Annotated in this window: 15 protein-coding genes; 8 read left to right on the top strand and 7 right to left on the bottom strand. The window is 68.8% G+C overall.

Annotated features, from left to right (window positions below; all coding sequences use genetic code 11):
- Positions 1 to 10 precede the first annotated feature (10 nt).
- The 7 genes from whiA to E7Y32_RS13925 all read left to right on the top strand — a co-directional run bounded on the left by whiA (position 11) and on the right by E7Y32_RS13925 (position 6,016).
- Complete coding sequence (gene whiA, locus E7Y32_RS13955) at positions 11 to 991, top strand: DNA-binding protein WhiA (protein WP_066438143.1); 981 nt, start codon at positions 11 to 13, stop codon at positions 989 to 991.
- Positions 992 to 1,166: 175 nt separating this feature from the next.
- Positions 1,167 to 1,790 (top strand): superoxide dismutase, encoded by a 624-nt coding sequence (locus E7Y32_RS13950; RefSeq protein WP_146337647.1) that lies wholly within the window; start codon positions 1,167 to 1,169, stop codon positions 1,788 to 1,790.
- A 266-nt stretch (positions 1,791 to 2,056) separates the two neighbouring features.
- Complete coding sequence (gene gap / locus E7Y32_RS13945; RefSeq protein ID WP_146337646.1) at positions 2,057 to 3,067, top strand: type I glyceraldehyde-3-phosphate dehydrogenase; 1,011 nt, start codon at positions 2,057 to 2,059, stop codon at positions 3,065 to 3,067.
- 10 nt (positions 3,068 to 3,077) lie between these two features.
- A complete protein-coding gene (locus tag E7Y32_RS13940; protein ID WP_146337645.1) occupies positions 3,078 to 4,304 on the top strand; it encodes a phosphoglycerate kinase in 1,227 nt (408 codons plus the stop codon).
- Between the two features lie 81 nt (positions 4,305 to 4,385).
- Positions 4,386 to 5,201 carry a triose-phosphate isomerase gene (tpiA, locus tag E7Y32_RS13935; RefSeq protein WP_146337644.1) on the top strand — a complete coding sequence of 272 codons (816 nt, stop codon included), beginning with the start codon at positions 4,386 to 4,388 and terminating at the stop codon, positions 5,199 to 5,201.
- 49 nt (positions 5,202 to 5,250) lie between these two features.
- Positions 5,251 to 5,508, top strand: coding sequence for a preprotein translocase subunit SecG (secG, locus tag E7Y32_RS13930; protein ID WP_146337643.1), 258 nt, complete (start codon positions 5,251 to 5,253; stop codon positions 5,506 to 5,508).
- Positions 5,509 to 5,620: 112 nt separating this feature from the next.
- Positions 5,621 to 6,016, top strand: coding sequence for an RNA polymerase-binding protein RbpA (locus E7Y32_RS13925; protein WP_146337642.1), 396 nt, complete (start codon positions 5,621 to 5,623; stop codon positions 6,014 to 6,016).
- Here the strand turns inward: E7Y32_RS13925 and pgl are convergent.
- From pgl to tkt, 6 genes are all read right to left on the bottom strand, one after another.
- On the bottom strand, positions 5,969 to 6,739 hold the full coding sequence (pgl, locus tag E7Y32_RS13920) for a 6-phosphogluconolactonase (protein ID WP_261382638.1): 771 nt from the start codon (positions 6,737 to 6,739) through the stop codon (positions 5,969 to 5,971). The genes E7Y32_RS13925 and pgl overlap by 48 nt on opposite strands.
- A 37-nt stretch (positions 6,740 to 6,776) precedes the next feature.
- Positions 6,777 to 7,718 (bottom strand): glucose-6-phosphate dehydrogenase assembly protein OpcA, encoded by a 942-nt coding sequence (locus tag E7Y32_RS13915; protein WP_146337640.1) that lies wholly within the window; start codon positions 7,716 to 7,718, stop codon positions 6,777 to 6,779.
- Positions 7,715 to 9,277 (bottom strand): glucose-6-phosphate dehydrogenase, encoded by a 1,563-nt coding sequence (gene zwf, locus E7Y32_RS13910; protein WP_146337639.1) that lies wholly within the window; start codon positions 9,275 to 9,277, stop codon positions 7,715 to 7,717. Before zwf ends, E7Y32_RS13915 begins: the two co-directional genes overlap by 4 nt.
- A 15-nt stretch (positions 9,278 to 9,292) precedes the next feature.
- Complete coding sequence (locus tag E7Y32_RS13905; RefSeq protein ID WP_146337638.1) at positions 9,293 to 10,942, bottom strand: glucose-6-phosphate isomerase; 1,650 nt, start codon at positions 10,940 to 10,942, stop codon at positions 9,293 to 9,295.
- Positions 10,943 to 10,948: 6 nt separating this feature from the next.
- On the bottom strand, positions 10,949 to 12,067 hold the full coding sequence (gene tal, locus E7Y32_RS13900) for a transaldolase (RefSeq protein ID WP_146337637.1): 1,119 nt from the start codon (positions 12,065 to 12,067) through the stop codon (positions 10,949 to 10,951).
- 65 nt (positions 12,068 to 12,132) lie between these two features.
- Positions 12,133 to 14,250: a transketolase gene (gene tkt, locus E7Y32_RS13895; RefSeq protein WP_146338697.1), complete on the bottom strand. Its 2,118-nt coding sequence runs from the start codon at positions 14,248 to 14,250 to the stop codon at positions 12,133 to 12,135.
- A gap of 518 nt (positions 14,251 to 14,768) precedes the next feature.
- Between tkt and E7Y32_RS13890 the strand changes: the two genes are divergently transcribed.
- Positions 14,769 to 15,731 (top strand): heme o synthase, encoded by a 963-nt coding sequence (locus E7Y32_RS13890; RefSeq protein WP_146337636.1) that lies wholly within the window; start codon positions 14,769 to 14,771, stop codon positions 15,729 to 15,731.
- Between the two features lie 14 nt (positions 15,732 to 15,745).
- On the opposite strand, the gene E7Y32_RS13885 is transcribed toward E7Y32_RS13890, so the two are convergent.
- Complete coding sequence (locus tag E7Y32_RS13885; protein ID WP_146337635.1) at positions 15,746 to 15,961, bottom strand: hypothetical protein; 216 nt, start codon at positions 15,959 to 15,961, stop codon at positions 15,746 to 15,748.
- Positions 15,962 to 16,175: the final 214 nt, after the last annotated feature.

Raw genomic sequence — 16,175 nt, 5'->3', positions numbered from 1 at the left:
GAAAGGTGCCATGGCACTGACAGCATCAGTCAAGGAAGAACTTTCCCGGCTGGATATCAAGAAGTCCTCGGTCCGCAAGGCCGAGGTGTCCGCCATGCTCCGGTTCGCGGGGGGACTGCACATCATCTCCGGCCGGATCGTGATCGAGGCCGAGGTTGACCTCGCCTCGACCGCGCGCCGGCTCCGCGCCGCCATCGCGGAAGTTTACGGGCACCAGAGCGAGATCATCGTCGTCTCCGGCGGCGGTCTGCGCCGCGGCAGCCGCTACGTGGTCCGGGTGGTCCGCGACGGCGAGGCCCTCGCCCGCCAGACAGGCCTGCTGGACGCCCGCGGCCGGCCCGTCCGCGGCCTGCCGTCCGTCGTTGTGAACGGCTCCGCCGCCGACGCCGAAGCGGTCTGGCGCGGCGCGTTCCTGGCCCACGGTTCGCTCACCGAGCCCGGCCGGTCCTCCGCGATGGAAGTCACCTGCCCCGGCCCGGAGTCCGCCCTGGCCCTTGTCGGCGCCGCCCGCCGCCTCGGTATCCAGGCCAAGGCCCGCGAAGTCAGGGGAGTGGACCGCGTGGTGATCCGCGACGGCGACACGATCGCCGCGCTGCTGACCCGGATGGGCGCGCACGACGCGCTGATGGTCTGGGAGGAGCGCCGGATGCGCAAGGAAGTCCGCGCCACCGCGAACCGGCTCGCCAACTTCGACGACGCCAACCTGCGCCGCTCGGCCCAGGCCGCCGTCGCCGCCGGCGCCCGCGTGGACCGGGCGCTGGAGATCCTCGGCGACGACGTCCCGGACCACCTCAAGTACGCCGGCGAACTGCGGGTCGCGCACAAGCAGGCCAGCCTGGACGAGCTCGGCCGGCTCGCCGACCCGGTGATGACCAAGGACGCCATCGCCGGCCGGATCCGCCGCCTGTTGGCCATGGCGGACAAGCGGGCGCAGGACCTCGGCATCCCGGGGACCGAGGCCAACGTGACGCCGGAAATGCTGGACGAGTAGCCAGCGCCGGGGATCAGGGACAGAATCGGATCCAGCGCCCGGGAATACCGCGGCGCGGCCGGAGGCTATGACCACCGGATTCCCATCCACAAAACTTCCGGGTGTTGAACCATCCGGATGCACAATCCGAGAGTTAGCAAAACCGGACGAGCCGTCCACGACATTGGAGGATTTTGTGACCGAATACGTACTGCCAGAACTGGACTACGACTACGCCGCGCTGGAGCCGCACATCTCCGCGAAGATCATGGAGCTGCACCACAGCAAGCACCACGCGGCCTACGTCGCCGGCGCCAACAACGCCCTGAAGCAGCTGGCCGAGGCCCGCGAGCAGGGCGACTTCGCCAACATCAACCGCCTTTCCAAGGACCTTGCGTTCCACACCGGCGGCCACATCAACCACTCCGTGTTCTGGAAGAACCTCTCCCCGGACGGCGGCGACAAGCCCGAAGGTGAGCTCGCTGCCGCCATCGACGACGCGTTCGGCTCCTTCGACGCGTTCCGCGCCCAGTTCAGCGCCGCGGCCCTGGGCCTGCAGGGCTCCGGCTGGGGCTTCCTGGCCTACGAGCCGATCGGCGGCAACCTCGTCATCGAGCAGCTCTACGACCAGCAGGGCAACGTGGCACTCGGCACCACCCCGCTGCTGATGCTCGACATGTGGGAGCACGCCTTCTACCTCGACTACGTCAACGTCAAGGCGGACTACGTCAAGGCGTTCTGGAACATCGTGAACTGGGCCGACGTCGCCAAGCGGTTCGACGCCGCGCGCAAGAACGCCACCGGCCTGATCACCCTCTAAGGGGCGGCAACGCCGAAATATCGCTGTAACAAAGCTCACATTTCGGGCCGTTCGGCCCGGAACGTGGAAGACCCGCCCCCGCACTTGCGGGGGCGGGTCCAGTTAAACGTAAGATGGGTCACGGAAGGCGGTTAGCCTTCAGCAACGTGGCTGGTCGCCCTCCGATCTGGTAATCATCTCTGCCCAATGGCGTGCGGGATCTGTTAGTTGGCTTGAACGCCTACTCAACTAATCGTGCTTGAGAGAGCACCAAGGAGACTGAAAACGTGACGACACGTATTGGTATCAACGGCTTCGGCCGCATCGGCCGCAACTACTTCCGCGCCGCCCTCGCCCAGGGAGCAGACCTCGAGATCGTTGCCGTCAACGACCTCACCAGCCCGGAAGCCCTCGCCCACCTCTTCAAGTACGACTCCGTCGGCGGCCGCCTGGCCGAATCCATCGAGGTCAAGGACGGCAACATCGTCGTCGACGGCAAGACCGTGAAGGTCCTCGCCGAGCGCGACCCGGCCAAGCTGCCGTGGGGCGAGCTGGGTGTCGACATCGTGATCGAGTCCACCGGCTTCTTCACCAAGGCCGCCGACGCGCAGAAGCACATCGATGCCGGCGCCAAGAAGGTCCTGATCTCCGCCCCCGCCTCGGACGAGGACATCACCATCGTGATGGGCGTCAACGACGGCCTGTACGACAACGCCGCGCACCACATCATCTCCAACGCCTCCTGCACCACCAACTGCCTCGGCCCGCTCGCCAAGGTCGTCAACGACGCGTTCGGCATCGAGCGCGGCCTGATGACCACGATCCACGCCTACACCGCGGACCAGAACCTGCAGGACGGCCCGCACAAGGACCTCCGCCGCGCCCGCGCCGCCGCCATCAACATGGTCCCCACCTCCACGGGCGCCGCCAAGGCCATCGGCCTGGTCCTCCCCGAACTCAAGGGCAAGCTGGACGGCTACGCCATCCGCGTCCCCGTCCCCACCGGCTCCGCCACCGACCTCACCGTCACCGTCTCCCGCGAGACCACCGTCGAAGAGGTCAACGCCGCACTCAAGGCCGCCTCCGAGTCCGAAGAGCTCAAGGGCCTGCTGACCTACACCGACGAGCCGATCGTCTCCTCGGACATCGTCGGCGACCCGGCGTCGTCGATCTTCGACTCCGGCCTGACCAAGGTGATCGGTAACCAGGTCAAGGTTGTTTCCTGGTATGACAACGAATGGGGCTACTCCAACCGCCTCGTCGACCTCACGGAGCTTGTCGCGTCGAAGCTGGGCTAGGGTAAGACTCATGACATTCCACACCCTCGACGAATTGATCGCTGAAGGTGTCCGCGGGCGGTACGTTTTGGTCAGAAGTGACCTGAACGTGCCGCTCGACGGCTCTACAGTGACTGACGACGGCCGGATCAAGGCCTCCCTCCCGGTTCTGGCGAAGCTCACGGACGCCGGTGCCCGTGTGCTGGTCACGGCACACCTGGGCCGCCCCAAGGGCGCCCCGGACGAGAAGTACTCGCTCAAGCCGGCCGTTGACCGGCTGGCCGGTCTCGCCCCGTTCACAGTCACCCTGGCGGGCGACACCGTCGGCGGCTCAGCCAAGGAGCTCGCCGCTGCGCTGCAGGACGGCGAAGCCCTCGTCCTGGAGAACGTGCGCTTCGACGCCCGCGAAACGTCCAAGGACGACGCCGAACGCGGCGCCTTCGCTGACGAACTGGTAGCCCTCACCGGTGAGAACGGCGCCTTCGTGGACGACGCGTTCGGCGCCGTGCACCGCAAGCACGCCAGCGTCTACGACGTCGCCACCCGGCTGCCGTCCTACCAGGGCGACCTGGTCCGCACCGAGGTCGAGGTGCTGCGCAAGCTCACCACCGACACCCAGCGGCCCTACGTTGTGGTGCTCGGCGGCTCCAAAGTCTCCGACAAACTGGCTGTCATCGACAACCTGATCGGCAAGGCGGACACGATCCTGGTGGGCGGCGGCATGCTGTTCACCTTCCTCGCCGCTGCCGGCCACAAGGTCGCCGGCAGCCTGCTCGAAGACGACCAGGTCCCCGTCGTGCAGGACTACCTGAAGCGGGCCGCGGACGCCGGCACCGAGTTCGTTATCCCCACTGACGTGGTGGTGGCCGCCAAGTTCGCCGCCGACGCCGAGCACGAAACGGTCGCGGCCGACTCGATCGAGTCCAGCAGCTTCGGGTCCGCCGGCATCGGCCTGGACATCGGGCCGGACTCGGCGGCCGCGTTCGCGGAACGGATCAAGGGCGCCAAAACGGTGTTCTGGAACGGCCCGATGGGCGTCTTCGAGTTCCCCGCCTTCGCCGGCGGCACCCGGGCCGTCGCCCAGGCCCTGACCGAAACGTCCGCGTTCACGGTTGTGGGCGGCGGCGACTCCGCCGCCGCAGTCCGGACCCTTGGCTTCGCCGACGAGGCGTTCGGGCACATCTCCACCGGCGGCGGCGCCAGCCTGGAATACCTTGAAGGCAAGGAACTCCCCGGCCTGAGCGTCCTGGACCGCTAGGACCTCCAGCCGGCAGGGTGGCCGTCCCGCACGGCGGGCACCCCGCCGGCTTTTCACTGCTACGAACCTTTTGGAGATTACGTGACAACGTCAACCAACGGCAAGTTCGACCGCAAGCCCTTCATCGCGGGCAACTGGAAGATGAACATGGACCACGTCCAGGGGATCACCCTGCTGCAGAAGCTGGCCTGGACCCTGTCCGACGCGAAGCACGACTACAGCCGGGTGGAGGTTGCCGTTTTCCCGCCGTTCACCGACCTGCGCGGTGTGCAGACCCTCGTCCAGGGCGACGAGCTGGACGTCGCCTACGGCGGCCAGGACCTCTCGCAGTTCGACTCCGGTGCCTACACCGGGGACATCTCCGGGCAGTTCCTCGCCAAGCTCGGCTGCCGCTATGTCCTGGTGGGCCACAGCGAACGACGCACCATCCACCACGAGTCCGACGAGGTGCTCAACGCCAAGACCAAGGCGGCCTTCCGGCACGGCATCACCCCGGTGCTCTGCGTCGGCGAAGGCCTCGAGGTCCGCCAGGCGGGCACCCACGTCGAGCACACCCTCGCCCAGCTGCGCGCCGGCGTCGAGGGCCTCACCGCGGAGCAGGCCGCCGAGCTGGTCGTCGCCTACGAACCCGTCTGGGCCATCGGCACCGGGGAGGTCGCCGGACCGGAGGACGCTCAGGAAATGTGCGCCGCGATCCGGGCCGAGCTGGCCGGACTCTTCGACCCGTCGGTCGCCGCCAGGACCCGCCTGCTCTACGGCGGCTCGGTGAAGGCCAACAACGCGGCGTCGATCCTCAAGGAGCGCGACGTGGACGGATTGCTGGTCGGCGGTGCCAGCCTGGACGCCGCCGAGTTTGCTAATATTGTCAGGTTCGAGAGTCACCTGGTGACGGACTAGTCCGGACACAGCTTGTGGCCCCCGCAATCCCCTCTTCTGAAAGGCCGTCGTGGACGTTCTTCATGTCATCCTGCAGGTGCTGCTGGGCATCACCAGCCTCCTGCTGACCTTGCTCATCCTGCTCCATAAGGGTCGTGGCGGCGGTCTGTCCGACATGTTCGGCGGCGGCATGAGCTCCGGACTGAGCTCCTCGGGCGTTGCCGAGCGGAACCTCAACCGCTTCACGATCATCCTCGGCGTCACCTGGGGCGTCGTTATCATCGCCCTGGGCCTGCTGATGCGTTTCAGCGGCGGCGGCGACTCCTGACAGCGCCACGTCCCACAACTGCATAAGGGCCTTGCGGCCCTCCCCGCAACGGGGACTCCCGGAATACACTGTCGCTGGCAAACATCACCAGCCCAGTAGCCAGGAGTTCCCGATGCTGCATTCTGCTTCCGGATTCAGGGGCATCCGCGTTGGTGCCGTCGCCGGCGCCCCGGCCCGCCACGAACCCCTCGACGGCGGAGGCGCCGGGCAACCCCGGATCGCCGTCACCTACCGGTGCGCCAAAGGCCACGAAACGTCCCTCGTGTTCGCCAAACTCCCCGAAGAGCAGATCCCCGGCGTCTGGGACTGCCGGCGCTGCGGGGGCGCCGCCACCCGGGACGAAGCCCGGTTCGCGCTGGAGGACGAGCCCGCCGAGGGCTACAAAAGCCACCTCGAATACGTTAAAGAGCGGCGCTCCAGCCAGGACGCCGAAGACGTGCTGGCCGGAGCGCTGGAGAAGCTACGCGCCCGACGCGCCCTTCCGGACGAGCTGCTCGGGGACGCGTGAGGCCGCGTCCTCGTCGATCAGCCACAGGGTCTGGAAACGCCCGCGCGGCCCCGCCGCCGGCACCTGCACCGGGTTCGCCCCGGCCAGGGCCAGGCCCACGGCGCCGGCCTTGTCATCACCGGCCACCACCATCCACACCTCGTCCGCCGTGTTGATCGTCGGCAGCGTCAGTGAGACACGTGCCGGCGGCGGCTTGGGGGAGTTGTGGACACCGACGACGGTCAGGGCCTTCTCCCGGATGCCGGCCTGCTCCGGGAAGAGCGACGCCACGTGCGCGTCGGGGCCGACGCCCAGCAGCACAATGTCCAGCCGCGGCAGGCGGCCCGGTTCCTCCGGGCGGTCATCGGACATGTCGGCGGCGTGTTCGGCGGCGGCCGCCTCGGCAAGCCGCCGGGCGTAGTCGGCCGCGGCCTCCTCAGGGGTGTCGAAGTCCTCGGTGGAGCCGGGAACGTGGACCCGCGCCGGGTCCACGTTGATATGGTCCAGAAGGGCCTGGTACGCCTGGCGGGCGTTCCGGTCGGCGTCGTCGCGGCCCACAAAACGCTCGTCGCCCCACCAGAAGTTCACCTTGGACCAGTCCACCGCGGGGGCGGCCGGCGACTCGGCAACCGCCTTGAGCGAGCCGATGCCCATGGTGCCGCCGGTCAGCACCACGGTCGCCTCGCCATGCTTGTCCTGGATATCCACAAGCTTGGTGATCAGGCGCGCCGCGATCGCGGCCATCAGGACCTTCGAGTCAGGATGGATGCTTACTCTGGGGTCAGCGCTCACTGGGACGGACACTCCTTAGGTTGGTACGCGGCAGTCCAATAGTAATCACTTCGCCGAAGACTTCGTCCGGGTCCAGGCGGCGGAGCTCCTCGGCCAGGCAGTCCTTGAGGCTGCGCCGCGGGAGCGAGATGCGCTGGGCCGGTTGTCCGGGCTGGGTCAGCTCGGCCACGGTCAGCCCGGGCCGGAACAGCTGGACGTCGCCGCCGGTGCGGGACAGCCGCACCCGCCGGATCCCGGTGCCGGCCGGATCGGCCACGATCGTCACCGGCGCGTCCAGCGCCAGCGTCAGCCACGCCGCGAGCAGCAGGGTGCTGGGGGAGTCGGAGGCGCCCTCGACGGCGACGGCGGTGACCGGCGACGCATCCACCTGGTCCAGGACGGCGGCCAGCTGGATCCGCCAATTGGTCAGGCGGGTCCAGGCCAGGTCGGTGTCGCCGGCCTTGTACGTGGTGCGGAGGTTCTCCAGCGCCGCGAGCGGGTCCGCCTCGTTCGCGGAGTCCGTGATGCGCCGGTGCGCGATCCGCCCGATTGACGTTTCGCAGGCGTTCCGGGGAGCCCCGTGCGGCCACCAGGCCACAATCGGGGCGTCCGGAAGCAGCAGGGCGGCCACGAGGGATTCACTTTCCTCCGCGAGTTCGCCGTAGCCGCGGAGCAGGATGACCTCGGACGCGCCGGCGTCGCCGCCCACACGGATCTGGGCGTCCAGCCGGGTGGGCTTGGAGGCGCCGGCGTCGGCGAGCACGATGATCCGGCAGGGGTGCTCGCGGCTCGCCTCGTTGGCCGCCTCGATCGCCTCCTCTTCGAGCCCGGACTTGGTCACCACCACCAGGGTCAGCACCCGCCCCAGGGCGATCACGCCGCCCTGTTCGCGCAGCGCCATAATCTTCTTGGAGATCTTGGAGGTTGTTGTGTCGGGAAGATCTACGATCATGGCCTTCTCCAGGTCCGTCCGTCGCGGGCGAGCAGTTCGTCGGCGGAGGCCGGGCCCCAGCTTCCGGGGGCGTATGGCTCCGGCTGTTCGGCCAGGGACGCCCAATAGTCCTCGAACGGGTCCAGGATCTTCCAGGACAGCTCGACTTCGGCATGGCGGGGGAACAGCGGCGGCTCGCCGAGGAGCACGTCGAGGATGAGCCGCTCATAGGCCTCGGGGCTGGACTCGGTAAAGGAGTGGCCGTAGCCGAAGTCCATGGTCACGTCGCGGACTTCCATCTGCGTGCCGGGTACCTTGGAACCGAAGCGGATCGTGGCGCCCTCATCGGGCTGGACCCGGATCACGACGGCGTTCTGGCCGAAGTCGTCCTCGCCGTGATCGCGGAACAGCAGGTTGGGCGCGCGCTTGAAGACGACGGCGATCTCTGTCACCCGGCGGCCCAGCCGCTTGCCGGCCCGCAGGTAGAACGGCACGCCGCTCCAGCGCCGGGTGTTGATATCCACCCGGATCGCGGCGAACGTCTCGGTGGTGGAGTCGGCAGGGATGCCCTCCTCCTCCAGGTAGCCCAGCACCTGCTCGCCGCCCTGCCAGCCGCCGGCGAACTGCCCGCGCGCCGAATGGGTGGAGAGGTCCTCGGGCAGCCGCACGGCCGCCAGCACCTTTTCCTTTTCGGCGCGGAGGTCGTCCGCGTTGAAGGAGATCGGCTCCTCCATGGCGGTCAGGGCGAGCAGCTGCAACAGGTGGTTTTGGATCACGTCGCGGGCCGCGCCCACGCCGTCGTAATAGCCGGCGCGGCCGCCGGTGCCGATGTCCTCCGCCATGGTGATCTGGACGTGGTCCACGTAGTTCGCGTTCCACAGCGGTTCGAACAGCTGGTTGGCGAAGCGCAGGGCCAGGATGTTCTGGACCGTCTCCTTGCCGAGGTAGTGGTCGATCCGGAAGACCGCGTCCGGCGGGAACACCGACTCCACAATGTCGTTGAGCTGGCGGGCCGACTCGAGGTCGTGCCCGAACGGCTTCTCGATCACCACGCGACGCCACTTGTCGCCCTCGGCCTGGGCGAGCCCGTGCTTGGAGAGCTGCCGGCAGACGAGTTCAAAAGCCTTCGGCGGGATCGACAGGTAGAAGGCGTGGTTGCCGCGGGTGCCGCGCTGTTCGTCGAGTTCGTCGATCGTCTCGCTGAGCCGCTCGAAGGCGTCGTCGTCGTCGAATTCGCCCTGCACAAAACGGATGCCCTCGGAGAGCTGCTTCCAGACCGTTTCATCGAACGGGGTCCGGGCGTAGCTCTTGACCGCTTCCTTCACCTCGGCGGCGAAGTCCTCGTTTTCCCACTGCCGCCGGGCGAACCCGACCAGGGCGAAGCTGGGGGGCAGCAGCCCGCGGTTGGCCAGGTCGTAGACGGCCGGCATGAGCTTTTTGCGGGCGAGGTCACCGGTGACGCCGAAGAGCACCAGGGAGGACGGGCCGGCGATCCGGTTCAGCCGCCGGTCCCGCGGATCCCGGAGCGGATTGCGCCCCCGGCCCGCGGATTTAGGGCTGCCGTTTTGCGAGAGTGGCATGGTTGCTGTGGTGCCTTAGCTTTCGGTGGTGGAGGCGGGGCTGCCCGCGGTGGAGGTGCCGGCCAGCGCGGAGACAAGCTGCTGCAGCTGGCGGACGCCGGCGGCACGGTCCGTGAGGTGAAGCCGGAGTACGGGACGGCCGTGTTCGGTGAGGACCTGCGCGTCACCCGCTGCCTGGGCCGTGATCAGTTCGCCGAACGTGAACGGCCGGTCCGGGATGGCGAGGTCCGCCGCGGACGCCGCCGTGACCTGCAGGAACACGCCGATTGCCGGGCCGCCCTTGTGGAACTGGCCGGTCGAGTGAAGGAACCGGGGACCCCAGCCGAAGGTGACGGGCCGGCCGCTGAGCGCCGCCAGTTCGTCGCGGATGCCTTCCAGCGGCGCGTAGCTGAGCCGGTCGAAGTAGGCCTGGACGCTGAGGTAGCCGTCGGTGCCTAGCTGGCCGAGCAGCGCGCTGACCGCCTCGGCTGCGGTGGTGGCCGCGCCCAGCCAGTCGCCGCCGCGGACCTCGATGGCCCCGTCGGTGAAGTCCGCCGCCGTCGCCTTCGGCTGTGCGTCCAGGAGTCCGCGCGCGGCCACCTTGGCGGCCTCGACGTCGGGCTGGTCGAAGGGGTTGATGCCCAGCAGCCGGCCCGCGACGGCGGTGGCGAACTCCCAGGTCATCATCTGCGCTGCGAGGCCGCCGGCGATCGCCGCCTCGTTGGCGCCGAGCTCGACGTCGGCGTCCGCGCCGACCAGCCGGACTACCAGCACGTCCGCGGCGCCGCCCGTGACCTCCGGGGCGTTTGGTCCGGCGACAACCGGCAGCACCCCGGTGCCGAGCTTGCCGGTGGATTCGGCGATGAGCTGTTCGGCCCAGTCGGCGAAGCCCACGATCCCGGAGCCGTCCTCGGCGATGACGATCTTGTCCCGGAGCGGGGTGGTGCCGCCCAGCGCGGCGCCGAGGGCGAGCCCGATGTTCTCCTCGCTGTCGTCGTTGAGAATCTCAGCAGTCTCTTCGGCCTCGTCCAGGAAGGCCTGGATGTCGACGCCGGCCAGGCCGCACGGCACCAGGCCGAAGGCGGTGAGCGCCGAATAGCGGCCGCCGACGTTCGGGTCGGCGTTGAAGACGGCGCGGTAGCCGGCTTCGCGGGAGGCCGCATCCAGCGGGGAACCCGGGTCGGTCACAATGATGATCCGGCTCTTCGCGTCGAGCCCGGCCTCGGTGAAGGCGTGCTCGAAGACCCGGCGCTGCGAGTCGGTTTCCAGGGTCGAACCCGACTTCGAGGACACCACGATAGCGGTCTCCGCGAGCCGGTCCGCCAGGGCGGCGTCCACCTGTTCGGGGTCGGTGCTGTCCAGCACGGTCAGCTCGACGCCCGCGGTTCCGGCGATGACCTCGGGCGCCAGGGAGGAACCGCCCATGCCGCACAGGACAATCCGGGACACGCCCTCGGCGCGGAGCGCGTCGCGCAGCGCCAGGATCTCCGGCACGAGCGGCTGGGAGACGGTGGCGGCCTCCACCCAGCCGAGCCGGACCGCGGACTCAGCCTCGGCGTCGGGGCCCCACAGGGTGGCGTCCTTGGCGAAGATCCGGGTGGCAACCCGGTCTTCCAGGAGGGCGGGCAGGTGCTGTTCGTAGGCCTGGCGGGCGGCGCCCGTGGCGTCGTAGCTGAGAGTGGTCATGGGGGACTATGCGTCCTTCCGTGCAGCGGCGAGGGCGCCCTCGACGTCGGCCAGCAGTTCCTTCCAGCTTGCCACAAACTTGTCGAGGCCTTCGGACTCAAGCAGGGCGACGACCTCGTTGTAGGAGATGCCGAGCGCATCCAAGGCGTTCAGGGTCGCGTTGGCGTCGTCGTAGCCGCGGGTGATGGTGTTGCCGGTGATCGCGCCGTGGTCGTACGTGGCGTTCAGGGTCTTCTCCGGCATGGTGTTCACAACGCCGGGAGCGACGAGTTCGGTGACGTAGAGGGTGTCCGGGTAGGCCGGGTCCTTGACGCCGGTGGAGGCCCAGAGCGGGCGCTGCGGGCGCGCGCCGGCGTCGGCCAGCAGGGCCCAGCGCTCGGTGCTGAAGAGCTCCTCGTAGACCTGGTAGGCGAGGCGTGCGTTCGCGACGCCGGCCTTGCCCTTGAGGGCCTTGGCTTCGGGGGTGCCGATCGCGTCGAGGCGCTTGTCGATTTCGGTGTCCACGCGGGAGACGAAGAAGGACGCGACCGAGTGGATCTTGGAGAGGTCGTGGCCGTTTTCCTTGGCCTGCTCGAGGCCGCTCTGGAAGGCGTTGATCACGGCGCGGTAGCGTTCGAGCGAGAAAATCAGGGTCACGTTGACGCTGATGCCGGCCGCCAGGGTGGCGGTGATGGCCTCAAGGCCTTCCAGCGTGGCGGGGATCTTGATCAGGACGTTGTCCTTGTTGACCTGGCCGTGGAGTTCCTTGGCCTCGGTGATGGTGCCGGCGGTGTCCCAGGCGAGGCGGGGGTCCACCTCGATGGAGACGCGGCCGTCGACGCCGTGGGTCGCGGCGGCGACCGGGGCGAACAGGTCGCAGGCATCGGCGACGTCGGTGGTGGTGATCGCGAAGACGGTCTCCTCGACGCTGGCGCCGGCGGCCGCCATTTCCCGGATCTTGGCGTCGTAGTCGGTGCCGGTGGTGATCGCGGCGTGGAAGATGCTCGGGTTTGTGGTGACGCCGACGACGTTTTTCTCTTCGATCAGCTTGCGCAGCGTGCCGGTTTCGAGGCGGCCGCGGGAGAGGTCATCGAGCCAGATCGAGACGCCGGCGTCGGACAGCTGCTGTGTGGGGGTGGTGTTCATGGTTCGCTCCTGGAGTCTGGGGCCGCCGCCGGCGGGGCGGCGGCCCGGAATGCGTGAAGTCGGGGTCAGGCCGAGAGGCCGGCGAGGGATTCCTTGGCGGCGGCAGCCACGGCGTCGGCTGTGATGCCGAATTCCTGGAACAGGCGCTTGTAGTCGGCCGAGGCGCCGAAGTGCTCCAGGGAGATGGAGCGGCCGGCGTCGCCGACGAATTCCTTCCAGCCCAGGGCCAGCCCGGCTTCGACCGAGACGCGTGCCTTGACGTTGGCGGGGAGCACGGCGTCGCGGTAGGCGGCGTCCTGCTTGTTGAACCATTCCACGCACGGCATGGACACGACCCGGGTGGGGATGCCCTCGGCCTGCAGGGCTTCGCGGGCGGCCACGGCGAGCTGGACCTCGGAGCCCGTGCCGATCAGGATGACCTGCGCGTCCACGGTCTTCCCGCCCTCGGACGCCTCGGCCAGGACGTAGCCGCCCTTGGCCACACCGGCGGTCGAGGCGAAGGTGTCGCCGTCGGCCTCGCCGGTGCCGCGTTCCCAGGTGGGGATGTTCTGCCGGGTCAGCACGATCCCGGCGGGGTTGGCGTGGTTTTCCAGCATGGCCTGCCAGGCGGCTGCGACCTCGTTGGCGTCGCCGGGGCGGACGACATCCAGGCCCGGGATGGCGCGCAGGGAGGCGAGCTGCTCGACCGGCTGGTGGGTGGGTCCGTCCTCGCCGAGGCCGATCGAGTCGTGCGTCCAGACGTAGAGCGAGGGGACTCCCATCAGGGCGCCGAGCCGGATGGCCGGGCGCTGGTAGTCGGAGAAGATCAGGAAGGTGCCGGAGAACGCGCGGGTCGCCCCGGCGAGGCTGATGCCGTTCACGATCGACGCGGCGGCGTGTTCGCGGATGCCGAAGTGCAGCACCCGGCCGTACGGGTTGCCCTTCCACGCCTCGGTCTGGCGGGAGGCGGGGATGAACGACGGCGAACCCTCGATGGTGGTGTTGTTCGACTCGGCGAGGTCGGCGGAGCCGCCCCACAGTTCGGGCATGACCGGGCCGATCGCGTTCAGGACCTTGCCGGACGCGGCGCGGGTGGAGACGTCCTTGCCGGCTTCGAAGACCGGCAGCGCGGCGTCGAACTCGGCCGGGAGCTTGCGGGCCTCGACGCGCTCGAGCAGGGCCGCGGCCTCCGGGTTGGCGGACTGCCAGGCCTCAAAGCGCTCCTGCCATTCGGCGCGGGCCGCGGCGCCGCGGGCCTGCGCCTCGCGGGTGTGGGCCAGGACCTCGTCCTCGACCTGGAAGGAGAGTTCGGGGTCGAAGCCGAGAACCTTCTTCAGGCCGGCGACCTCCTCGGCGCCCAAGGCGGAGCCGTGGATCTTGCCGGTGTTCTGCTTCTTCGGCGCGGGCCAGCCAATGATGGTGCGCAGCGAGATGATGGACGGCTTGGACGTCTCGGCCTTGGCGGCGAGCAGGGCGGCGTGCAGCTCGGCCACGTCCTCCTTGTAGTCGCCGGTGCGGGTCCAGTCGACGCGCTGGGTGTGCCAGCCGTAGGCCTTGTAGCGGGCCAGGACGTCCTCGGTGAACGCGACGTCCGTGTCGTCTTCGATGCTGATGTGGTTCTCGTCGTAGATCACCACGAGGTTGCCGAGCTCCTGGTGGCCGGCGAGCGAAGACGCCTCGGAGGTGACGCCTTCCTGCAGATCGCCGTCGGACGCGATGACCCAGACGGTGTGGTCGAACGGGCTGGTGCCGGCGGGGGCGTCGGCGTCAAACAGCCCGCGCATCCGGCGCTGCGAGTACGCGAAGCCGACCGCGGAGGCCAGGCCCTGGCCCAGCGGACCGGTGGTGATCTCCACCCCGGCGGTGTGCTTGTATTCCGGGTGTCCGGGGGTCAGCGAACCCCAGGTCCGGAGCGCCTCGAGGTCCTTCAGCTCCAGGCCGTAGCCCGAGAGGAAGAGCTGGATGTACAGCGTCAGGGACGTGTGGCCGGGGGACAGGACGAACCGGTCGCGGCCCAGCCACTGCGGGTTCGCCGGGTCGTGGCGCATCAGCTTTTGGAAGAGCAGGTAGGCGGCCGGTGCCAGGCTCATCGCGGTGCCGGGGTGGCCGTTACCGACCTTCTCCACGGCGTCCGCCGCGAGTACCCGGACGGTGTCCACGGCACGGGCGTCCAGCTGAGTCCATGACAGTTCTTGCTCTTCCAAATGTGGCACGAAAACCGGGCCCCTCTCTGTGCTGACGGCCGGTGGTACGTTTCCCGCCGAGTCTTCCCGCTGGGGGATTTCCTTGGGGGCTTACCGCCGGGGCACAGTTCGGTGCCCGCCGCGGTTCGTACCAGCCGTTCACCATCGAAACGTTGATCTATCAGTGCGCCGCATGCACAGGGCCGGGAGCGCCGTTGGGCGCCCGTCCGTGCGTGCTGATCTGTCAGACAGCTTAGCCCCATTCCACCTGCCGGTCAGGGTGCATCTCAGGAATTGGACCGGTTTTGGGGCTTATATGAATCACCGCGTCCCGCGGCGGCGGTGAGGCCCAGTTAACCGGCCGGACATGTGCAGGGGCTTGCGGACCCGCGCGGCGGTGCCGCCACGGTATGATGGAGCCTGGCTACCAACGGGGGCAAGGACACGCCTGTGCGCTGTGCGTGGACCCCCGACTGCATTGCGCCGCATCCAGGGCGCGCTGCGACGACCAGCCGGACTGACCAGCCAGACAGAACAGAGTGACTGCCACCGTGAGCACAACAGATACGCCGCTTAACGCCTCCCAGGCCCCGGGCCGGATCGGCTTCGCCCGTAAGGCCAAGGCCTACCTGGCGCTCACAAAACCACGGGTGATCGAACTCCTGCTGGTCAGCACCCTGCCCACCATGATCTACGCCGAGCGCGGGTTCCCCTCCCTCGGCCTGATCCTGGCGACCCTGGTTGGCGGCGCGTTTGCGGCGGGCAGCGCGGGGGCGTTCAACTGCTACATCGACCGCGACATCGACAAGCTCATGCACCGGACCGAAAACCGCCCGCTGGTCACCGGCGAGGTGACCCCGCGTGAGGCCCTGGTGTTCTCCTGGCTCCTCGGCGCGGCCGCGATCGCAATCCTCTGGTTCGGCACCAACCCGCTCTCGGCCTGGCTGGGGCTCGGCGCGATCGTGTTCTACGTGGTCATCTACACGATGATCCTCAAGCGCCGCACCGCGCAGAACATCGTCTGGGGCGGGGCCGCCGGCTGCTTCCCGGTGCTGATCGCCTGGGCCGCCGTGACCAACACCGTGGAGTGGCCCGCCGTCGTCCTCTTTATGGTGATCTTCCTCTGGACCCCGCCGCACTACTGGCCGCTGTCCATGCGCTACGGCGAGGACTACCGCAACGCTAACGTGCCGATGCTCGGCGCGATCGCCGGCGCCAAGGTCGTCTCCGTGCAGGTGGTTTTGTACGCGTGGGCCATGGTCGCCTGCTCGCTGCTGCTGATCCCGGTGGGCGGCGCCGGCTGGGTCTACACCGTCACCGCCGCCGCCGCGGGGGCCTGGTTCCTCTACGAGTCGCACGCCCTCTACAACCGGGCCCAGGGCGGGGACGTCTCCAACAAGGGCGCCATGAAGGTCTTCCACGGCTCCATCAGCTACCTCACCCTGCTTTTCATCGCACTGGCCGTCGATCCGTTCATCGGATCCGCCATCGTCGGCGGCTAGGCCGAGCCGGGAGGTCAGGACTTCTCGGGGCCGGGAGGGCCGCGGTGGTCAGCCGCTTCCGGAAGATCCCGCCGGGCACGGCGCCCGCGCCGCAGATGCCAGATGACGAGTCCCAGGACGCCGAGCACAGCCATTGCCGCCGTGATGTCCCGGCCGGCCACCTTGGCTACGGCTTCATAGGAGTTCCCGGCGAAGAAGCCCAGCAGCACGAAGCCCGTTCCCCACACCAATCCACCGGCGGCATTGAAGGCCAGGAACTTCGGGTAGTGCATTCGGGAGGCGCCGGCCGAACACCAAGCACGCCACGAGTGTGAAGGCCAGCGCAGGACTCATCGTCAGGAGGCTGTCGACGACTCCGTTCACGGCGCTGCCTTTCTCTCGACAAAGTCAGGCTACCGGCCAACAACGCAACGCGGGGTCAGTTTCGGCCGGTCCCAGGCGTCC

Origin of the sequence: Arthrobacter sp. UKPF54-2 (assembly GCF_007858535.1) — a bacterium.
In the GTDB taxonomy this organism is placed as follows: domain Bacteria; phylum Actinomycetota; class Actinomycetes; order Actinomycetales; family Micrococcaceae; genus Arthrobacter.
This window is presented reverse-complemented; position numbering and strand designations above follow the sequence as displayed.

Bases quoted from the DNA above. Each gene is read 5' to 3' on its own strand.
- E7Y32_RS13915 (WP_146337640.1), bottom strand. From the start codon at position 7,718: ATGATCGTAGATCTTCCCGACACAACAACCTCCAAGATCTCCAAGAAG.
- E7Y32_RS13940 (WP_146337645.1), top strand. From the start codon at position 3,078: ATGACATTCCACACCCTCGACGAATTGATCGCTGAAGGTGTCCGCGGG.
- pgl (WP_261382638.1), bottom strand. From the start codon at position 6,739: ATGGCCGCGATCGCGGCGCGCCTGATCACCAAGCTTGTGGATATCCAG.
- E7Y32_RS13925 (WP_146337642.1), top strand. From the start codon at position 5,621: ATGCTGCATTCTGCTTCCGGATTCAGGGGCATCCGCGTTGGTGCCGTC.
- zwf (WP_146337639.1), bottom strand. From the start codon at position 9,277: ATGCCACTCTCGCAAAACGGCAGCCCTAAATCCGCGGGCCGGGGGCGC.
- tal (WP_146337637.1), bottom strand. From the start codon at position 12,067: ATGAACACCACCCCCACACAGCAGCTGTCCGACGCCGGCGTCTCGATC.
- whiA (WP_066438143.1), top strand. From the start codon at position 11: ATGGCACTGACAGCATCAGTCAAGGAAGAACTTTCCCGGCTGGATATC.
- E7Y32_RS13905 (WP_146337638.1), bottom strand. From the start codon at position 10,942: ATGACCACTCTCAGCTACGACGCCACGGGCGCCGCCCGCCAGGCCTAC.